At 33.8% G+C, this 17,609-nt stretch carries 17 protein-coding genes; 6 read left to right on the top strand and 11 right to left on the bottom strand.

Annotated elements, in window-relative coordinates:
• Positions 1-96: 96 nt before the first annotated feature.
• The 4 genes from ACICQD_RS05760 to ACICQD_RS05745 form a co-directional block, all read right to left on the bottom strand.
• Positions 97-837, bottom strand: coding sequence for an NTP transferase domain-containing protein (locus ACICQD_RS05760; protein WP_395461742.1), 741 nt, complete (start codon positions 835-837; stop codon positions 97-99).
• Positions 838-957: 120 nt separating this feature from the next.
• A complete protein-coding gene (locus ACICQD_RS05755; protein WP_395461741.1) occupies positions 958-1,785 on the bottom strand; it encodes an ankyrin repeat domain-containing protein in 828 nt (275 codons plus the stop codon).
• A 64-nt stretch (positions 1,786-1,849) separates the two neighbouring features.
• Positions 1,850-2,616 (bottom strand): IS5 family transposase gene (locus ACICQD_RS05750; RefSeq protein WP_395461506.1). Its coding sequence is split into 2 segments (ribosomal slippage): positions 1,850-2,289 and positions 2,289-2,616, totalling 768 coding nucleotides; the frame shifts between segments, so codons are not numbered across the junction.
• 20 nt (positions 2,617-2,636) lie between these two features.
• Positions 2,637-4,412, bottom strand: a complete 1,776-nt coding sequence (locus tag ACICQD_RS05745; RefSeq protein ID WP_395461740.1) for an ankyrin repeat domain-containing protein — start codon at positions 4,410-4,412, stop codon at positions 2,637-2,639.
• Between the two features lie 430 nt (positions 4,413-4,842).
• Here ACICQD_RS05745 and mutL point away from each other — a divergent pair, with 430 nt between their 5' ends.
• The 6 genes from mutL to ACICQD_RS05715 all read left to right on the top strand — a co-directional run bounded on the left by mutL (position 4,843) and on the right by ACICQD_RS05715 (position 11,862).
• Positions 4,843-6,633 carry a DNA mismatch repair endonuclease MutL gene (mutL, locus tag ACICQD_RS05740; protein ID WP_015587819.1) on the top strand — a complete coding sequence of 597 codons (1,791 nt, stop codon included), beginning with the start codon at positions 4,843-4,845 and terminating at the stop codon, positions 6,631-6,633.
• 68 nt (positions 6,634-6,701) lie between these two features.
• On the top strand, positions 6,702-7,640 hold the full coding sequence (locus ACICQD_RS05735) for a helix-turn-helix domain-containing protein (protein WP_015587820.1): 939 nt from the start codon (positions 6,702-6,704) through the stop codon (positions 7,638-7,640).
• Between the two features lie 170 nt (positions 7,641-7,810).
• Entirely contained in the window at positions 7,811-8,476 is a 666-nt protein-coding gene (locus ACICQD_RS05730) for a RadC family protein (RefSeq protein ID WP_015587821.1), read from the top strand.
• Positions 8,477-8,646: 170 nt separating this feature from the next.
• On the top strand, positions 8,647-9,849 hold the full coding sequence (locus tag ACICQD_RS05725; protein WP_108783953.1) for a hypothetical protein: 1,203 nt from the start codon (positions 8,647-8,649) through the stop codon (positions 9,847-9,849).
• A gap of 77 nt (positions 9,850-9,926) precedes the next feature.
• Positions 9,927-10,829, top strand: a complete 903-nt coding sequence (locus ACICQD_RS05720; protein ID WP_264337055.1) for a helix-turn-helix domain-containing protein — start codon at positions 9,927-9,929, stop codon at positions 10,827-10,829.
• Between the two features lie 46 nt (positions 10,830-10,875).
• Positions 10,876-11,862: a helix-turn-helix domain-containing protein gene (locus tag ACICQD_RS05715; protein WP_236515186.1), complete on the top strand. Its 987-nt coding sequence runs from the start codon at positions 10,876-10,878 to the stop codon at positions 11,860-11,862.
• Between the two features lie 95 nt (positions 11,863-11,957).
• On the opposite strand, the gene ACICQD_RS05710 is transcribed toward ACICQD_RS05715, so the two are convergent.
• From ACICQD_RS05710 to ACICQD_RS05680, 7 genes are read right to left on the bottom strand one after another with little or no spacing between them, the layout of a single operon-like run.
• Positions 11,958-12,872 (bottom strand): patatin-like phospholipase family protein, encoded by a 915-nt coding sequence (locus ACICQD_RS05710; protein WP_395461739.1) that lies wholly within the window; start codon positions 12,870-12,872, stop codon positions 11,958-11,960.
• A 20-nt stretch (positions 12,873-12,892) separates the two neighbouring features.
• The gene (locus ACICQD_RS05705; RefSeq protein ID WP_007302999.1) at positions 12,893-13,120 is read right to left on the bottom strand and encodes a hypothetical protein; all 228 of its coding nucleotides are present in this window, start codon (positions 13,118-13,120) and stop codon (positions 12,893-12,895) included.
• 54 nt (positions 13,121-13,174) lie between these two features.
• Positions 13,175-13,696 (bottom strand): ankyrin repeat domain-containing protein, encoded by a 522-nt coding sequence (locus ACICQD_RS05700; RefSeq protein WP_264730524.1) that lies wholly within the window; start codon positions 13,694-13,696, stop codon positions 13,175-13,177.
• A gap of 56 nt (positions 13,697-13,752) precedes the next feature.
• Positions 13,753-14,688 (bottom strand): phage tail protein, encoded by a 936-nt coding sequence (locus ACICQD_RS05695; protein WP_395461738.1) that lies wholly within the window; start codon positions 14,686-14,688, stop codon positions 13,753-13,755.
• Positions 14,689-14,898: a tail protein X gene (locus tag ACICQD_RS05690; RefSeq protein ID WP_264685702.1), complete on the bottom strand. Its 210-nt coding sequence runs from the start codon at positions 14,896-14,898 to the stop codon at positions 14,689-14,691.
• Complete coding sequence (locus tag ACICQD_RS05685; RefSeq protein WP_236514916.1) at positions 14,895-15,251, bottom strand: phage tail protein; 357 nt, start codon at positions 15,249-15,251, stop codon at positions 14,895-14,897. Before ACICQD_RS05685 ends, ACICQD_RS05690 begins: the two co-directional genes overlap by 4 nt.
• On the bottom strand, positions 15,251-17,524 hold the full coding sequence (locus ACICQD_RS05680; RefSeq protein WP_395461737.1) for a phage tail tape measure protein: 2,274 nt from the start codon (positions 17,522-17,524) through the stop codon (positions 15,251-15,253). The genes ACICQD_RS05685 and ACICQD_RS05680 overlap by 1 nt, the downstream gene beginning before the upstream one ends.
• Between the last annotated feature and the right edge of the window lie 85 nt (positions 17,525-17,609).

Raw genomic sequence — 17,609 nt, 5'->3', positions numbered from 1 at the left:
TTTGTCGTACCAATTATCTTACAAGTAAGAATCAAAAGGTATTATAAAACCAGTATAAAATAAATGTCAACTTAAATTAGTGAATAAAAAATGTGATTATGAAAGAAGAGTTGTTGCTTGAAAATAGTGTTCAGCTTTAACCAAATTCTCTTTATTATTTACTCCCATTGCTTCTCTTTCATCAGTAACTACACAACCTACACTCAAGTTATTGGTTGCTGCAATGGGTACTATATCATTAAGACAATATTCATTGGTCGAATTATTAAATTTTATTTCTTTTACTAAGGTAGAGAGATCTTTAGCATATGAAGCTATTATTCCAGAGTTTGCAAGAAGCATTTTATCTCCATTTTTTAGGATTTTTTGAACATTGCCGTAATTATCAATTACTAATCTTCCATATTGTTCATCTTGACTATTGAATCCAAGAAGAACTAAATTATTATACTTTAAACAATCAGTCATTTTCATAACTGTATCACTAGATATAAAAGGAGTGTCTCCATACTGTATTAAAACTATGTCTTGATCAGATAACTCCTCCAGATTTTCTAGAGCAATTTTAACTGCAGTGCCAGTACCTGTAATATCTTCTTGAATTATTAGTTTTATATTGTATTGATCGATTATACTTTTTAGAGTATCAAAGTTTTCTAAATCTTTTAGAAGGGAGTTGTTAACAACAATTGATAAGCTTTTTAGACTCAGCAATTTTGCATTAGAAATTATATGTTCTAAAAGAGTAAGATTTCCCACTTGGTGCAACGCTTTTGAATATTCAGAATTCATTCTACTGCTCTTTCCTGCTGCTAATATTATCAAAATGTTACTCATACATGACTTAGGGATTGATTAGATAGTAAGTTAATTTATAATTAATAAGATGTAAAGCCCACTATAATTTTCTAAATGATCTAGATCTTGGCACCCTCATTAGAGTTTCATTTAAGAGAACTATAACTTTAAACTCTTTACTCGATTTTCTACGCTGACATCTTGTAAACTCTGATCTGGACTTTTTAATATTTCTAATAATCTACTTGCAAGGTTTGAGTGTTTATTGATTACTGCAACCTGGACTAATGACTTGCCTTGATCATCACGAGCATTTGTTACAGCTACGCGCTCATCGGGTTTTATTGCTCTCAGCTTACTGATAATTTCAACATTACCATTTTTTGCATTTTCAAATAGCTCTTCTACTAATTTCAATAGGTTAGTAATATTCTGGTCTCGAGAAAGATCAAGTGGTGTTTTACCTTCTTTATTCTTGATGTTATAAATTGCACCATGTTTCAACAAAGATTTTACAGCTTCGAAAAAGCTATTTTCAGTAGCAACATGCAACGATGTAGTGCCTTTAACTATTGTTTTAGCATTAATAAAATCACTCAATTTATTGTGGCTTACACGTTGTAACAAAGCTTCAATAATTTCTTTATGACCTTTGGAAGCAGCAGTGTGTAATGGTGTATTACCCTTGTTAGTAACTTGAGTAGCATCAGCTCCATTTGCTAGCAAGATATTTACAACTTTTATGTGCCCATTATTAACAGCATAATGTAATGGCGTTCTTCCATCCACGTTCTTCGAATCAATGATTGCTCCATCTCTAATGGAACTCTCAATTCCTAAATAATTATTATCTTCTATAGCCTTAAATAACTTCTCAACCAATTTTAGTAATTTTATTACTTCTGGGTTTCCTCTTCTTTCCGCAAAGTGTAATGGTAAAACATATCTACCTCCTTCAGCTCTAGCATTAAAGTATGCTCCGCTCATAAGTAGAGACCTAACTATATCTAAATTACCAATTTGTGCCCCTAAGAACCTGTCTTGAAAGGAACTAAGCAGCTAATTTAGCAAGCATAATAGTAATCATATTAAAGGAGATATTAGTTTTTGAAGTAAGAGGAGAATGCTCATAATCCTTGCTCATACGTCTAAAATTGGAAAGCCAAGCAAAAGTTCTTTCAACAATCCACCGTTTAGGAATAACTTGAAATCCTACAGCATCAGCTGCTTTTTTAGTAATCGTCAATAAACATCCTGTTTTCAATAAACAGTAATTTTGCAATTTACCAATATATCCCTGATCAGCGAGAAACCTTTGTAGCGTTGGAGCTTTTCGTTTAGCTTGAGTAAAAAGATTTAGAGCACCATCACGATCTTGAATGCCTGCACTATGAACATCAGCTGTAATAATTAGGCCTATTGTATCCACAATGATGTGACGTTTTCTACCCTTTATTTTCTTGCCAGCATCATATCCTCTGGATCCCCTTTTTGAGTGGTTTTCACTGATTGACTATCAATTATTCCTACCGAAGGTATTTCATTTTTGCCAACCATTTTTCTTACCTTTTTTACTAACATATCGTGTATTTCTTCCAATTTGCCACTATTACGCCACCTGAGAAAATAATCATACACCGTTTTCCATGGCGGAAAATCTTTTGGCAGCATTCTCCACTGGCAACCACCTTTCATTATGTATCTTATTGCATTAATAATTGTTCTAATATTGTGCTTTCTTGGCCGTCCTATTGCACCTTGTGCAACACTTGGCTCCAAAATTTCCCATTCTTTGTCACTTATATCACTTGGATACATTTTTACCTACTATTTTTTACTTATCTCATCATATCCTCTTTCTCATTTCTTTTCAAGACAGGCTCTAAGTGTAAAGGCGTAGCATTTTTATCCATTTTTGCATTAACATCCGCTCCATTTATAATAAGAGTTTTAACTACCTTAGGATGACCATATTGAGCTGCAAGATGTAGGGCTGTGCCTTTATTTTGATTTTCTTTTACATTTACATCAGCACCATGTTTCAATAGAACGGTTGCTATCTGATCATAACCTTTTTCTGCTGCAAAATGTAAAGGAGTCCAATTTGTGTGATCTAAAGCATTAATATCTGCTTCCTTTTCTAAGAGCAATTCAACCACCTCTAAATGATCATGGTCTACTGCAAAGTGTAGAGGTGTAGTACTTTTAACTGTTTTAGCATTAATGTCTGCTCCTTTATCAAGCAAAGATTTAGCAACTTCTAAATTACCATCATATGCTGCACAATGTAGAGGAGTCCAACTTCTGTTATCTAGAGCATTAATATCTGCTCCATTTTCAATCAAGAAATTCATTATTTCCAAGTGATTATGTTCTGCTGCCAAATGTAGAGCTCTTCTACCATCATCCATCTTTGCATTTATATTTGCTCCTTTTGCAATTAAGCTCTCTACTATTTTTAAAGAAAAACCATTATATGCTGCATTATGTAAAGGAGTCCAATTCTGATCATCCACGGTGTTGATGTTTGCTCCATTTTTAATTAAAAAATCACTCACCTCGAAATGACTTTGCTGAATTGCTAGATGCAAAGGTGTAAAACCTTCGTTTTTTTTAGCATTAACATTGGCTTTTTTCTCTATTAGTAGCTTCACTACTTCTAGGTGACCATTCTGAGATCCTATATGTAAAGCTGTGGAATTATCGTGGCCTTTAGCATTAACATCAATTCCCTTTACGAGAAGAAGAGACTTAACTACTCCAAAGTGATTACGTTCTGCTGCTAAATGTAGTGGTGTAAGATTCTCATAATCCTTAGCATTAACATTAGATTTTGCTTTTAGTAAAATGTCTACTAACTCTAAAAAGCCATTTTGAGACGCTAAATGTAGAGGTGTAATCTTATCATCTGTTTTTGCATTAACGTTTGCTCCCGCTTCAAGCAGAACCTTAACTATATCTAACCTACCAGTTTGTGTTCCCAGATGTAAGGGTGTAATGTTTGCATCAACTTTATGATTACCTATGCCTGAAGATCCAGCGTTAATATCAGACCCTTGTGAAATAAGAGCTTTAACTACTTCGAGGTTACCATTTTGTACTGCAGAATGTAAAGGTCTTGCTCGATCATTATTTACAGCATTAACATCTAACCCCTTTTCAATAAAAACATTTACTATATCTAGATGACCATTCTCTGCTGCTAGGTGTAAAGGTGTATTAAGTTTATCTGTTTTAGTACTAAGATCTGCTCCATTTGCAATCAAGGTGTTGACTATATCTAAATATCCTTGCTGGGATGCAAAACTTAAAGGTGTAAAGCCTAGAATGGCCCTATGGTTTACATCTGCTCCATGAGCAATAAGAAAGTTAACCATCTCTAAGCGATTTTTTGCAATTGCAAAATACAGTGGCGTAAAGCCATCGTACTTAATCTCTGAGTTAATATCTAAACCCTCTCCTAATAAAGTGTTGACTAAATCCAACTGACCATTTCCTGCTGCTAAATGTAGTGGTGTAAGACTAAGATGTTTCTGAGTTTCATAATTTTCATTTAAAAACTCTACAAAAAATTGTAGCTGATCCAGATTATTAGATATTCTATTAGTAAACATAAAGGCCTCGCATGAAGAATTTATGTAAAATATAGTATCTACAAGTTTTTAAGCAAGATAAATCTTCTTCTTAAAAAAGATACTGTAATCCAATCTGTGTGCTTATAACTTTTTTATTTGATCATGAGTGATCAGCTGTCTCAGCTGCAATAGAGACACCTTTCTTAAGTAGTTACATCAAATTTCTCTGTTTTTTGCCCTTTTTTTTCGCTGATGATGATGTCTTCATTCTTCTCAGTAGCCAACATTCTTTTTAAAGTATAATCGTTACGTGCACCAAGGAACTTAGAAAGAACAATAGGAAATCCACTTAAAAAGCATTAATAATTATACATAATTCTAATGATCTTCATGAAAGGGCTTAGAATAGAATTTAATAGACAATCTGATTTTAATTGATATTAAACTGATCAGACTGAGAGTTGAAAATATGGCAATAATTCTTTTAGACACAAAAACTATAAATCGTATAGCAGCAGGAGAGGTAATAGAAAGGCCAGCGAGTGTAGTAAAGGAATTAGTAGAAAATGCAATAGATGCTGGAAGTTCAGAGATAGAGATCAAAATAGAAAGTGGTGGACGTAACCTTATAACTGTGACAGATGATGGAAATGGAATAGAAAAGGACGACTTAGAACTAGCATTTATGAGGCATGCCACTTCAAAATTAAGCGATAGTGAGTTAATAGAAATCAAGCACCTTGGGTTTAGGGGAGAAGCTTTACCTTCAATTGCAGCAGTAAGCAGAATGAAATTATCGTCTAAGGCAAGTGGAGCAAAGGAAGCATGGTCTATAAGGTATGAGGGAGGAGAAAAAATAAGAGAGATTACCCCTTGTTCTTTGTTGCAAGGTACATATATTGAAGTTCGTGACTTATTTTTTGCTACACCAAATAGACTAAAGTTTCTAAAAACCGAAAGGGCAGAAACACAAAGTATTGTTGATATTGTGAATAACTTAGCGATGATTAATTATAGTATTGGGTTTACTCTCACTTCTGGTAATAAAAAGCTCTTAAAATATGTTAAGCAAACTTCGCTGTTCAACAGATTATGTGAAATAGAAGAAGAATTTCAAAGCAATTCACTGGAAGTTAAAGAGGAAGAAGAAGGCATCAAACTTAAGGGACACATCTGTAAACCTAATGTCAATCGTGGCAACTCAACTCAGATTTGTACGTTTGTTAATGGAAGGCCAATAAAAGACAATCTACTTGTTGGTGCAATTAGATATGCGTATCACGATTTTATTCCAAACAATAGGTATCCTTTTGCAGTGTTGCATTTAGAAGTACCATATGACCAAGTAGATGTAAATGTGCATCCAAATAAATCGGAAGTAAGATTTCAGAATAAAAGGCTAATATATGAAATAGTGAGAAGAGGGATAATAAAAACACTATCAACGAGATTTGCAGCGGGTGATCAAGGTATTGAAGAGGAGCTAATTTTTAATGATAGTAAAAGCCAAGAGCAGGTTGATAGTCAAGAGAAAAAAGATCAAAAAGAGTTTTATGAAAAGAGACCAAGTCTTTTAGAAAATCGTCTAATGAAAGAATTCAATGCACCAGATGAAAGAAGGCAAAGCTTACCAGAAACGTTTAAATATGGAGAATCTCCACCCCAAAAGGGAACGATGGTTTTAGAAAGGAAGCAAATTGATTTAATAGAGGATTATCCTCTGGGATATGCACGCTGTCAGGTCTACAATACTTACATTGTTGCTGAGGCTAAAGACAAATTAATTATAGTAGACCAGCACGCAGCTCATGAGAGGTTGATCTATGAGTGCTTAAAACAAAAATCAAGCATAAAAAGGCAAAAGCTTCTTCTTCCTGAAATAGTCGAGATTAAAAACCAAGCTGGAATGGAGATGGTTGAAATGTATAAAGATAAGCTTTTCGAAATGGGTTTTGGTATTGAAATAGAATCAGAAGATAAAGTAAGGGTGAAAGAAATACCTGCAATTTTAGGAACAATAAATGTGAAAGAGATGGTGATGAATATAGTTGATAGATTAATGGAGATAGGAGATACGCTACCTATAGAAGAAAAAGTGTTAGCTACCATTGTGTGCCATAGAGCTGGAAGGGAAATGAAGTTGGAAGAGATGAATGAGATACTAAGACAAATTGAGAAAACTCCATATTCTGGTCATGAAAGACCAATTTATATAGAAATGAAACTAAGTGATATAGAAAAATTGTTTGAAAGGAGATGAGTTCAGTTTGTCAAAAAGGTTCCCAATTAGGTATACGTGATAGCTCTTCTGGTTATGGAGTATAAAATGTGAAAAAAGAGAATAAATGCTCTAATTTTTTAGATTACAAAGTAATAGGACAGGAAGTAAGAAATCGTAGATTAGCAAAGGGATATACTCAAAAAGATTTAGCAAAAAAAATCGGAACAACATATCAGGTAATACTGCAATATGAAAAAGGAACGCGCAGAATTTCAATTAAGAAGTTATATGAATTAGCAGAAGCATTATCAACAACTGTTAGAGATCTAGCTTGCGGACAAGAAGTATCAAATGAGAAAGGGTATGAGGGAGAGGAGGTACTAAATCTAGTAAGAAGACATAAAGAGATTAAGAACCAAGAATTACGTGAAACGTTTTATTTATTAACTAAATTCATCCGTATTGGTGAGGAAGAAAGTGGAAAGGTAGTAAAAATAGAGGTGGCAAAGGGTTTAGTTAAGGAAGGAGTTTCTGCTCATGTTATCTCTCAAACGACCAGTTTATCTATTGATGAATATGATAATGATGAGAAAAAAATTTCTATTCCGTATAAAGTAGGTCAAAGAATAAAAGAATGGAGGTTGAGAAGAGGATACACTCAGGAAGATTTAGCAAGTAAAGTGGGCATAATAAATCAAAGAATATATGAATATGAACAAGGACGAGCTGCTGTTTCACTTGAAATGTTAGATGAAATAGCAAAGGTACTATTAATTAATATTACAGATCTGCTTCCAGAAACAAGAGAAAATGAGAATAGTGAAGCAGAGCTATCAAAGTTAATAGAAGAATACAAAAAGATCAAGAGCCAAGAACTACGGCATGTACTAATAAAATCTCTGTTTGAAAGCATACAAGTTTGCAAAGAGAAAGTGAAGAGAGTAGAAAAGATGAAAATTGCAAAGAATTTAGTTAAGGAAGGAATTTCTATCAATATTATTTTAAAAACAGTGGGCATCTCTTTAGACGAAATTCAACAAATTTGAAATAAAAAATCAGTATCTATTAATATCTTTACTTTTTGATGAAAAAATAAGTAAAAAAGATTGAGAAATTGATTTGACTTCACTCAAAAGCTATGGCTTTATGCCAATGCTGACAAAAAAACAGCAGTAAATATATAAAAACATTTTGTTATTAGTGAAGGGTAATTTTTATGAATAATAAGAAAGATCGTAGAGAAGAAATAGAGTTCAGAGCATTAGAAAGCAACGGTAAAGCTCTACTTGATCGTGAAGTAATAGAAACGTTTCTAAGTGCAGTGCATGACAGGGAAGAAGCTCGAGTTATTGCTAGAAAGCTAATAGATAGTTTTGGAATAGGAGGAATTTTAGGTCAGGAAATAGATGACTTGAAAACTATAGAAGGGATAACTGACTCTACAGTAGCAGTAATTTTATGTCTAAAGGAAGCTGCAAAGAGAGTACCAAGAGAAGAGTTAAAGAAAGGACCTGTAATGGATAACTTGGAAACCATAGTAAAATATTTAAGGGTTAGTATTGGCTATTCAGAGGAGGAAAAGATGAAAATAATATATTTTGATCAAAAGTGCCGTTTAAAGTGGGAAGAAGTGTTCACTGGTACAGTGGATAAGGTACCTTTTTACATAAGAGAAGTAACAAGAAAGGCATTAATAAGAAAAGCGACGTCAATAATAATATCGCATAACCACCCAGAAGGAAGGTTAAAGCCATCTGATGAGGATGAAGCTGTAACTAAAGACTTGGCTAAAGCTTGTCAGACTATAGGGATTAGGTTACTGGATCACATTATCATCACAAGTGTTGGGTATTTTAGCTTTAAAGAGCAAGGACTGTTATAAAGCAGATATTTGAAGATTTTCATGAGTTGTTTAACTACTTGAATGAAGAAAGTATTTGCAAGCACATTAATTGTTACTTATAATTAATGAGAAAGTATATATTAAGTTAATAATAAAGTAATAAAGTCGGTTGTAGACTTAGTAAAGTATATTTAATAGCGGAGGCTAATATGAGTAATAAAATAATTGTACCTTTTGATGATCAAGAAGGAGGTACTTACGAGTTAAACATTGATCTTGATAGATTATCAAAAGGTGAGGTGTTAAATGCTATTGTAGGAATAGGTCGTACTAAGGAGCAATCCACCTTTGTAAGCAAAATTAATAAGGCTAAAAAGCCTGAGGAAATAGCACCTTTCCCTGGTAGAGAAGTTCGCGAAAACAAAATCAACTGTGGGAAAGGATTTGACTATGTTTATGGCACAAAACCTGCAAGTGATCAAGAAGATAAAAATCCATTTACCTCCGCCTTGCAAAAAATAAAGCCAAGTATAAGCGAAAGTGAAAAGTTGAGCTGGTTTAAGAGTGGAGTGGTAAAAGCAAAAACCCCAAAAGAGATGAACAAAGTTATAGATGAAGTAATAGGTGATGGAACAAGGCTAAATGCATGTAATGATGGGGAATGGAGTTTCTCAGAGTATGTAGTATTAGGTACACATTTTCATAAATTTGATAAGGTTGATCGTAAAAAGGTAATACGTAAATTAATGTTAAGCGGTGCAGAGTTTCATGATACTCTACTACAGAATAAACTGATAGGTGAAATCTATGATGAGCTACAACCAGAAGTTCAGCTACAGATAGATAAGCAACTAGAAGAACTAGAAAAAGCTGGCGAAAGTGCTGTTCAAGAAGGATCCTTAATAGATCTCGAGATAGACAATACAACATCATATATAGAATTTTCTGATAATAGCAAGGTAGAGGTAGCCAAAATACTGGAAGCAAACAGAAAGTTAGGAAGTAATATTTTAAAAATTGGTAATGATGCAGTTGAGGTTAAAAGCGAGAAGGGAGGTATAAGAAACTATATCGATATGTCAGATGAAAGCTCTATTATATTACAATTTCCTACAAGCATTGGTCAGCTAAATATTATATTGTACCACGATGTAAAAAAATATGATCAAGTACAAGTCAGAGTAGAAAACAAGGAAATGTGGGCTGAGTTACAAAAAAGAGGCGAAGAAATAGGAAAAAACTGCCTTTTTGGGGGAGTGAAACTTCAAGAAGCAGTAGAGAAAGGTAATTTCACTAGATGTGGCATATGGAATGAAAAGTATGCTATAAAAGAGATTGGCAATGATGAAGTATTGTCTTCATGGGTAAATAGGGTATGTGGAGGTAGTAAAGAAACCTTTAGGGAACTTTAATTCATTTATTTTAAGGTTCCAGAGTTTACTGGAGCCTTTGAGCTATAGTAGAAAATATTATATGTATGGTTCTTTGTATGGAAAAAAGTCTAGACTGTGAGGTAGGGCAAAAAGTGAAAAGTTGGAGGTTAGAGAGAGGGTATACTCAGAAGGATTTAGCGGAGAAGGTTGGTGTAAAGTACTGGGCAATACTGCAATATGAAAAAGGGAGTCGTAAAATTCCAATTAAGAAATTATATGCTATAGCAGAAGCATTATCAGTAAATGTTAAAGGTTTAGTTTGTGGAGAGACGCTAACAAATGAAAAAAGATATTTTGAAGATGAAGAAATATTAAATTTAGTAAAGGGGTATAAGGATAAAGAATTAAGCGAGGTATTTTATTTATTAACCAAATTTATTCGTTTGAGTGAGGAAAGAAGCAGAAAAGCGGTAAAAATAGAAGTAGCAAGGGGTTTGATGAAAGTAGGAGTTTCTGCTCATGTTATCTCTCGAACAACTAACTTATCTATTGGTGAGTATGAGGAGAACAAAATTTCGGTTCCATACAAAGTAGGGCAAAGGATAAAAGAGTGGAGATTGATACGAGGATATACACAAAAAGATTTAGCGAATAAAGTTGGCATAACAAATCAAGGAATATACGAGTATGAACAAGGGAGAGCTGCTGTCTCACTTGAAATGTTAGATGAAATAGCAAAGGTATTATCAATCAGCATCATAGATCTGCTTCCCGAATCAGATGAAGAAGCGGAAGAAAAGCTATCAAATTTGATAGGAGAATACAAAAAGATTGAGAGCCGGGAATTACGCGATATGCTAATCAAGTCTTTATTTGAAGGTATACATGTTTGTAGAGAAAAGGTCAGAGAGGAAAAGAAGATTGAAGTTGCAAGGAATTTAGTGAAAGAAGGAATTTCTGTTGATATTATCTTGCAAACGACAGGCTTATCAAATTATATGATTGAGAAATTTTTGTGATTTCATAAAAACTTAGCCAATAGTGGATTTTTTTGTGATAGAATATATGTTTGCTTCTGTAGGAAAAACAGCTTTTAGAGGATTTATCTATGATAATTCAGAGCATATTGGCTCAGCAAGCTACGAGCTGGGGAAAAAAATAGAAGGTTGTAGGATAGTACAAGGGTATACTCAGGCAAAATTAGCAAGCAAAATTGGTTTAACACATAAGGAAATACATAACTTTGAACTAGGGTGCAAGGCTATTACAATCAAAGAATCGTATATAATAGCAGGAGCATTGTCAGTCAATGTTATAGATCTACTTCCAGGACCAACAGTACTAAGAGAAAACAGTTGGTATGAAGATGAGGATAAAGAAATAGTCTATCTAACAAAAATACATAGAGAAATTAAGGATCAGGAATTACGCAAGAAGCTGTATCCATTAGTAAGGTTTGTATATATTAGCGAGAAAATTAGCCAAGAAGAAGCGAAAATAGAAGTAGCAAAGAATCTAGTGAAAGAAGGAGTTTCAGTTGATATTATTTCCCAAGTGACTCGCTTATCTACTTATGAATATGATGATATAGAGAAAGAAATTTGTACTGATTCTATACTCTACAAAGTGGGGAAAAGGATAAAAGAGCAGAGATTAATACGGGAATACACTCAGGAGGACTTGGCAAATAAAATTGGTTCAACACCTAAAGAAATACACGACTATGAACGAGGATATACAGACATTCCAATTGAAATATTATATAAGATAGCAAAGACATTATCAGTTAACATTAAAGCTCTTGGACTAACAGAATATGAAAATGAGCCAGTTTTTGGGTTTATAGGTAAATGCGAAAAAATTGAGGATCAAGAATTACTGAATACGGTAGCCAGATCTTTATCTGAAGGAATGCAAACTGGTAAAGAAAAGGTTAAAAAAGCAGAGAAAATCAAGATTGCAAAAGATCTAGTTAAGGAAGGTGTTGCTATTGATATTATTGTGCGAGCAAGTGGCCTAACTGCTGATGAGTTGGGTGAGTGTGAAAATTGAATGTGTTTAAGATATAAGTAAAATTAGTTAATGATTTAACCAACAGAATTTGCTAACCAACTTTTTTGGCTCAGTTGAATTTTGCTTGGTATAAATTAAGATATGAAATCGCAAAGTTTATCTATTAATTTCTGATTGTCCTCTATCATTGCCTTTGCCTCTTGTTGAAGAGATTTGATATTTTTTGATGTAATGTTATCCATGTCAGCCGACGCTAGCTTCAATTGCGATTGTATTCTTACGTATCTATTGCCTATTACTTGATTCATCTGATAATTTACGCAGTCCAATCCAGAGGAAAACATCACATTTAACAAAGGTTTTATCCAGCCTATTTTTCCAAATCTCTTTGAATTGGCATACTCTATGCTTCTATCTGTTCTTCCAGTACCTATCGATAACAGTAGAATATCATCATTTGGAAATAACCTCTTACCACTTGCATATGCACAAGCCGCTGGATTATTTGCAAATACCCCGCCATCCACTAATACCATTTCCTTGTGGTTGATTTTAAGATATTTAGGTGCAAAGTAAGTAGGTGCAGCCGTTGCAGCTCTGAGTGCATCTTTCAGCTTAATATTACCTTCTTTCCAGCTTTTGAAGAAAAATGGGCAATTATTCTGAATGTCGTAACTGGTAAGCAGTACATTATTTAAAGTGTTTTGTAGAGTATCATCACCAAAATATTTGTCCAATACAAATTCAATATTTTTATATGGGTATTGTGCACAGTTAAACCAAGATAATATTGATCGCCTAAAAAATGAAGACTTGAAAATATATGGTCCATATTCCCGATAGAACTCGACTAAATCATTAGCAGAATATTGAGGTTTATCTTTTTTACATAATCCAGCTACAACAATTCCACCGGTTGAGGTCCCTGCCATAAGATCAAAGATTTCAGCTATCGGTTTTCTTGTCCTTTGCTCTATTTCTGCTAGAATAATGGCTGGTATGATGCCTCTAATGCCACCTCCATCAACGGATAAAATATATTTAATCATTGTGAATTTGGGTAAAGGTATTAAGATTTAATTTTTCCGCTTAGAACGTGTAATTTAAACTCATCCAATTCCTCAGAAAGATTTTTTACCCTTTCCTCAAGTACTAACACTTTTTCCATTAAACCATATTCAATAAGTTTATCGTGAAATTGTACCCTTGAGTCTAGCTTGGATAACCACCATATAAATGCTACTGTTTGTATTAATAACGTGATAATTACTGTAATTGGGATTTTTTGATTTTGCATGTTTCTCCTAACTGTGTAATCTTTCAACTACTTCTTGTTTCCGGTTACGAAATATTACTGCTCAGATTCGTGTTCTTTTTCAGCATTATAGAGCAAGTGTATAATTTCATCGTATGGTTTATCTTTATTGTGCCGTGATCTTAGCACAGCTACATCTCTTGGGTTTTTTCCATCTATATCTCTAATATTAGGATTTGCGCCTTTCTCCAATAAAAACTTAATAACTTCTAGGTGTCCTTCACCTGCAGCGTGATGTAAAGCTATTCTTTTAAATGCATTTCTATCAAGTGCGTTTATATTTACTTTTTCCTCTTCTATTAAAAATCTGATAATGTCTAAACATCCTTTTCTTGCTGCACAATGTAACGTTGTTCCACTCAAGTTTGGAGCCATATCCTTTACTAAAAGTTTTACTATTTCTAAGTTGCAATTACTAGTAGCCACTTGTAATGTTTTGTTATAATTATCTGTAGCTTTAGATTTTTGATAGCAATAAGTAATAACAATGCATACTATTAATAGTATGAACCATACGAAATGTAGTTTATCTCTTTCATTATACTTTATTTTTTTCATATTTGGCACACAGTTTCTTCATATTAAATAGATCATTACTCATTTTTTTCTTAACATTACTTACTCAAAGATGCTGACAACATAGTAAGGTAACCCGAGCTATTTAAAGTATGCTCCGCTCTATTAATTATCCATTCACCATCTAACGCTTGATTAAAACCTAGAAGATTAAGTTTAGCTTCTGCAAAAATTTGAGGATTACCAGGCATAGTTACATCTAAAGTTTCATTGTTACGCTTCAATTGTTTCAACTTGGCATTTGCTGCACTTAGTGCTGACTCTGCATTTGAGTAAAGTTCCAGCATAATATAACTTGGCTCACCGCTACCAACTGTTTCTTTAATAGTTTCGCCCTTTTCATAGCTATGCCACTTTGCCACTACTGAATTATACTTATCACGTATGGTAAAATGCACTTTCCAATTAATTGTGTCTTGAGGTCTAATAGTCGTTGTTCCTAAAGCTTTTCCTGTGGCTGATTTTGCCATATTCTTTGAAATAAACAATATATACCCACCAGCTAATTTGGCCATTGCTTCGCGTTCTGTCGCTATTTTAGTTAACAAGCTGATATCACTTTCATCTATTTGGTTGATGTGGGGTATCAATATATCCTTAAATTCCTCAGCAACTTTATGTCCATATCCATGTTTTTGAGCTATTTCTTTCACTAAGTTTTCTATGGTAATTTGGTGCCATTCTTTTGATACTTTTGCCTTTAAAGATATTCTTAAATTTGTTGCATGAGCTTTTATTAGTAGGGTCTTAGGTGGGCCTTGTATCGTAACTTCATTGACTGTATATACACCCATTGGAAAGATTCCCGTTTCCTTATAACCTAGTGCTATGTTCAATTCATTTGGAACTTCTACATTTTCATTGCCATAATCAACACATACCTCTGCGATATCATCTATAGTACCAGATTCATCAGTAAGATACACCGATATTACATGATCTTTTATTCCTTCGATGCTAAATTCAGGTTTCATTTATTCCCACACTTTTAACTTCGATTTTTTCAACTGCTCTTGTATTGTAGGTAACTTGATTTTTAATCCTGCAGGCAAAAAACTTCCATAATCTGCAAGTCCAGGATTTTCTTCCAATACTATTTCTACTGCTCCAGAGCTATGTCCATAGTGTTTAAAGCATATATAATCCAACATTTCATTTTCTTGTGCTATATAATGTACTGTCATACATAACGCCTTAAACTTAAGCTAAATTCAACCTTTTTTGCTAATCCACAGGGAAAATACGACGTTTGCTTTTCTTCTAATCGTGTAATTACAAACTGCCCTAAAACATTACCCGTATTATCCACTAAAGGATAGGATACTTGATTTTCTATTGATTCCTTTAAATTTTTTAGTTGGTTTAAGCCATTAGAGTTATTAAGATAAATGACTCCTTCTAAATCTATATTTTCTACTCCCTGGCCAATATTTTGCAACAATGGAGCTTTGTGAATACACTCTATGGTATTCCAACGATTCTCTTTACTGCACCTTAACCCTGTTGGAGAAATTTTATATGGACCAAGTGAAAACATTAGTAAATAGGTTCTATTGAATCAAATAAAACATCTCGCGATTTTTCTCTTATTCTTTTTATTACTGTATCAGCAAGACTACGTACATCTTGGTTAGGTTCTGCTTTAATACTTATATTAAATGTAAAAGTTTGATTGAAAATTTTTTGTTCACACTTTTCACAGTCTTTTAAAACTTTCTCTGAATTATCTGCTACAGAACCTTTTTCTGTAATCACGCTAGCACTTTCAATATTCGTTCTACTATTCGAAATTCCACTAAAAGCATTATTATTTAATAAAGGATTTCCTTTACTAAAAACATTTCTATTTTCACTAGTTGCACTGCCTATTTTTGCTTCTACTGTTTTCTCTAATGCTTTTATTGGATTATCATTAAACAATTTTCCTATACCAATCCAATTTTCTATAGGTTTTGTAATTGATTTCCAGATACTTGAGAAAAAGTCCTTTACCTTTTGCCAATTAGCGATTACAAGTGCTGCACCAACTGATAGTCCAGCAATAGCAGCTCCTATAGGATTGGTTAGCGTTAAAGCTTTCAGTTCCATGATTACTGCTGGAATTACTCGTGCTGATAACGAAGTTAATACTGGCAAAAGTGTTCCCTGCAAAATAGCATTAAAAGTTAATAGTCCACCTCCAGCCAATGCAAATGCATAACCAAAACCTACCACTGCAATCTTGCCAATAATAAGAGCTGAAATTATGCTCATAACTCCTGTAGTCAAAATTGGACACTTCTCTGCGAACCAAGCTATACCTGTAGATATAGACCTCAAAATCTTACTTATCCAATTTAAAGTAGGTAGCATAACTGACCCTAAGTTCATTCCTAGCTCTGCTATTGTATTTTTAAGTAGCTGCAAGTTATTTGCTGTAGTGCTTGCACGGTTATTAAATTCCTTTTGCATAGATTTGTTATACTTTTCTTTATCAGCCACAAAATCTATTGCTTTTTTATATTCTTCCAAACTCCCAACTATCAATGCAATATCATCTTGATATTCTTGACCAAAGAGATTGAGAAGGATTTGTGAACGTTCCTGTCTATCTACTTTTTCTAAAGTTTCAAAAAAATGAAGTAGAGCGTTTTGCCCGTTTTCAGCAACCTTTTGTGACATTTCCTCTGCAGTGATACCTATCGATTCCAATGCTGCTTTGAACTCTTTTCCTTGCCCTTCAGCAGTTTGAAGTTTAGAAAGCAGAGCATTGACAGCAGTTGCTGCTTTTTCAGGTTGTTTACCTAAACTAATGAAGGCATTTACTAAACTACTTGTCTGATTAATATCTAAACCAAATTGTTTTGCATTACCACCCACTCTAGCAAGTGCTTCAATCATATCGTTTGCCTTAGCTGCAGTATTATCTGATAGGTAATTTATAACATCACCAACTCCTTCCATCTTCTCTACTGCAATTCCATAAATGTTAGCGAGTTTAGCTATGGAATCACCAGCTTGTTCGGCAGACATATCAAATGCTGTGGCCATTTTAGCTACTGTTGTGGTAAATTCAAGTAGCTTACCTTTGTTGATACCAAGCTGTCCACCACTTGCAGCTATTTGTGCTAACTCTGCAGCTGCTAATGGTATTTCACGGGATAATTTCTTCAATTTTTGAGCAAATTCTTCAGCTTCGTTTGTACCAGAAGTAAAGTCTACGACCTTTTTAATATCAGCCATGGCACTTTCAAAGTCAATCGCAACTTTAATTGGAGCTGCAAGTGAAAGACCTAGTCCTATAGTCTCCATTACTTGTGACCTATAATGCGCTTTTTTTGCCAAAGCATTTTGCTGTTTTTGTATTACAGATCCTAATTTACTGTATTTCCCTTTGAGTACTTCAACAGATGAACCAAGTTTAGTTTGATCCCTCACTAAAGATTTAATATCCTTTCCACTTTTCCTTATTTCTTCATTTAATGTGTGAAGTGCATCTCTCTTTTTAATATAAGCCTCTTTTGCCTTTGATGCCGATGCTTTCAATTTTTCGAATTCATTTCTCAGTGCTTTGCTTGGTTCTTTTTTTTCCTTCTTCTCTTTAGCGATTGCTGTAGCTGATTCTTTTGCTTTCTTCTCCGCTTCCTTCCAATTCTTCATGGCTTCAAGAGCATCATGATTTAATTGCTTAAATTTGGAGACTGATTTCATTGACGAATCAAGCTGCTTTATACTATCACCCAACTTAGAAAGCTTTGCTGCACTACCTGTCATTGCACTATTAAAACTGCCATCTAATGTTGCACCGATCTTTATTGAAAGCATTGACATTTTTTTGCCACTCCTTTACTTATTTCTATCCAGGATAAAAATTCATTTACATCCATATTAGTAATCTGCTCAATTCCACTTCCTG

The organism is Wolbachia endosymbiont (group A) of Therophilus tumidulus, from assembly GCF_964277345.1.
Lineage (GTDB): Bacteria > Pseudomonadota > Alphaproteobacteria > Rickettsiales > Anaplasmataceae > Wolbachia > Wolbachia pipientis.
Note: the sequence above shows the minus strand (reverse complement) of the source record. Positions and strands in the feature narration are given on the sequence as shown.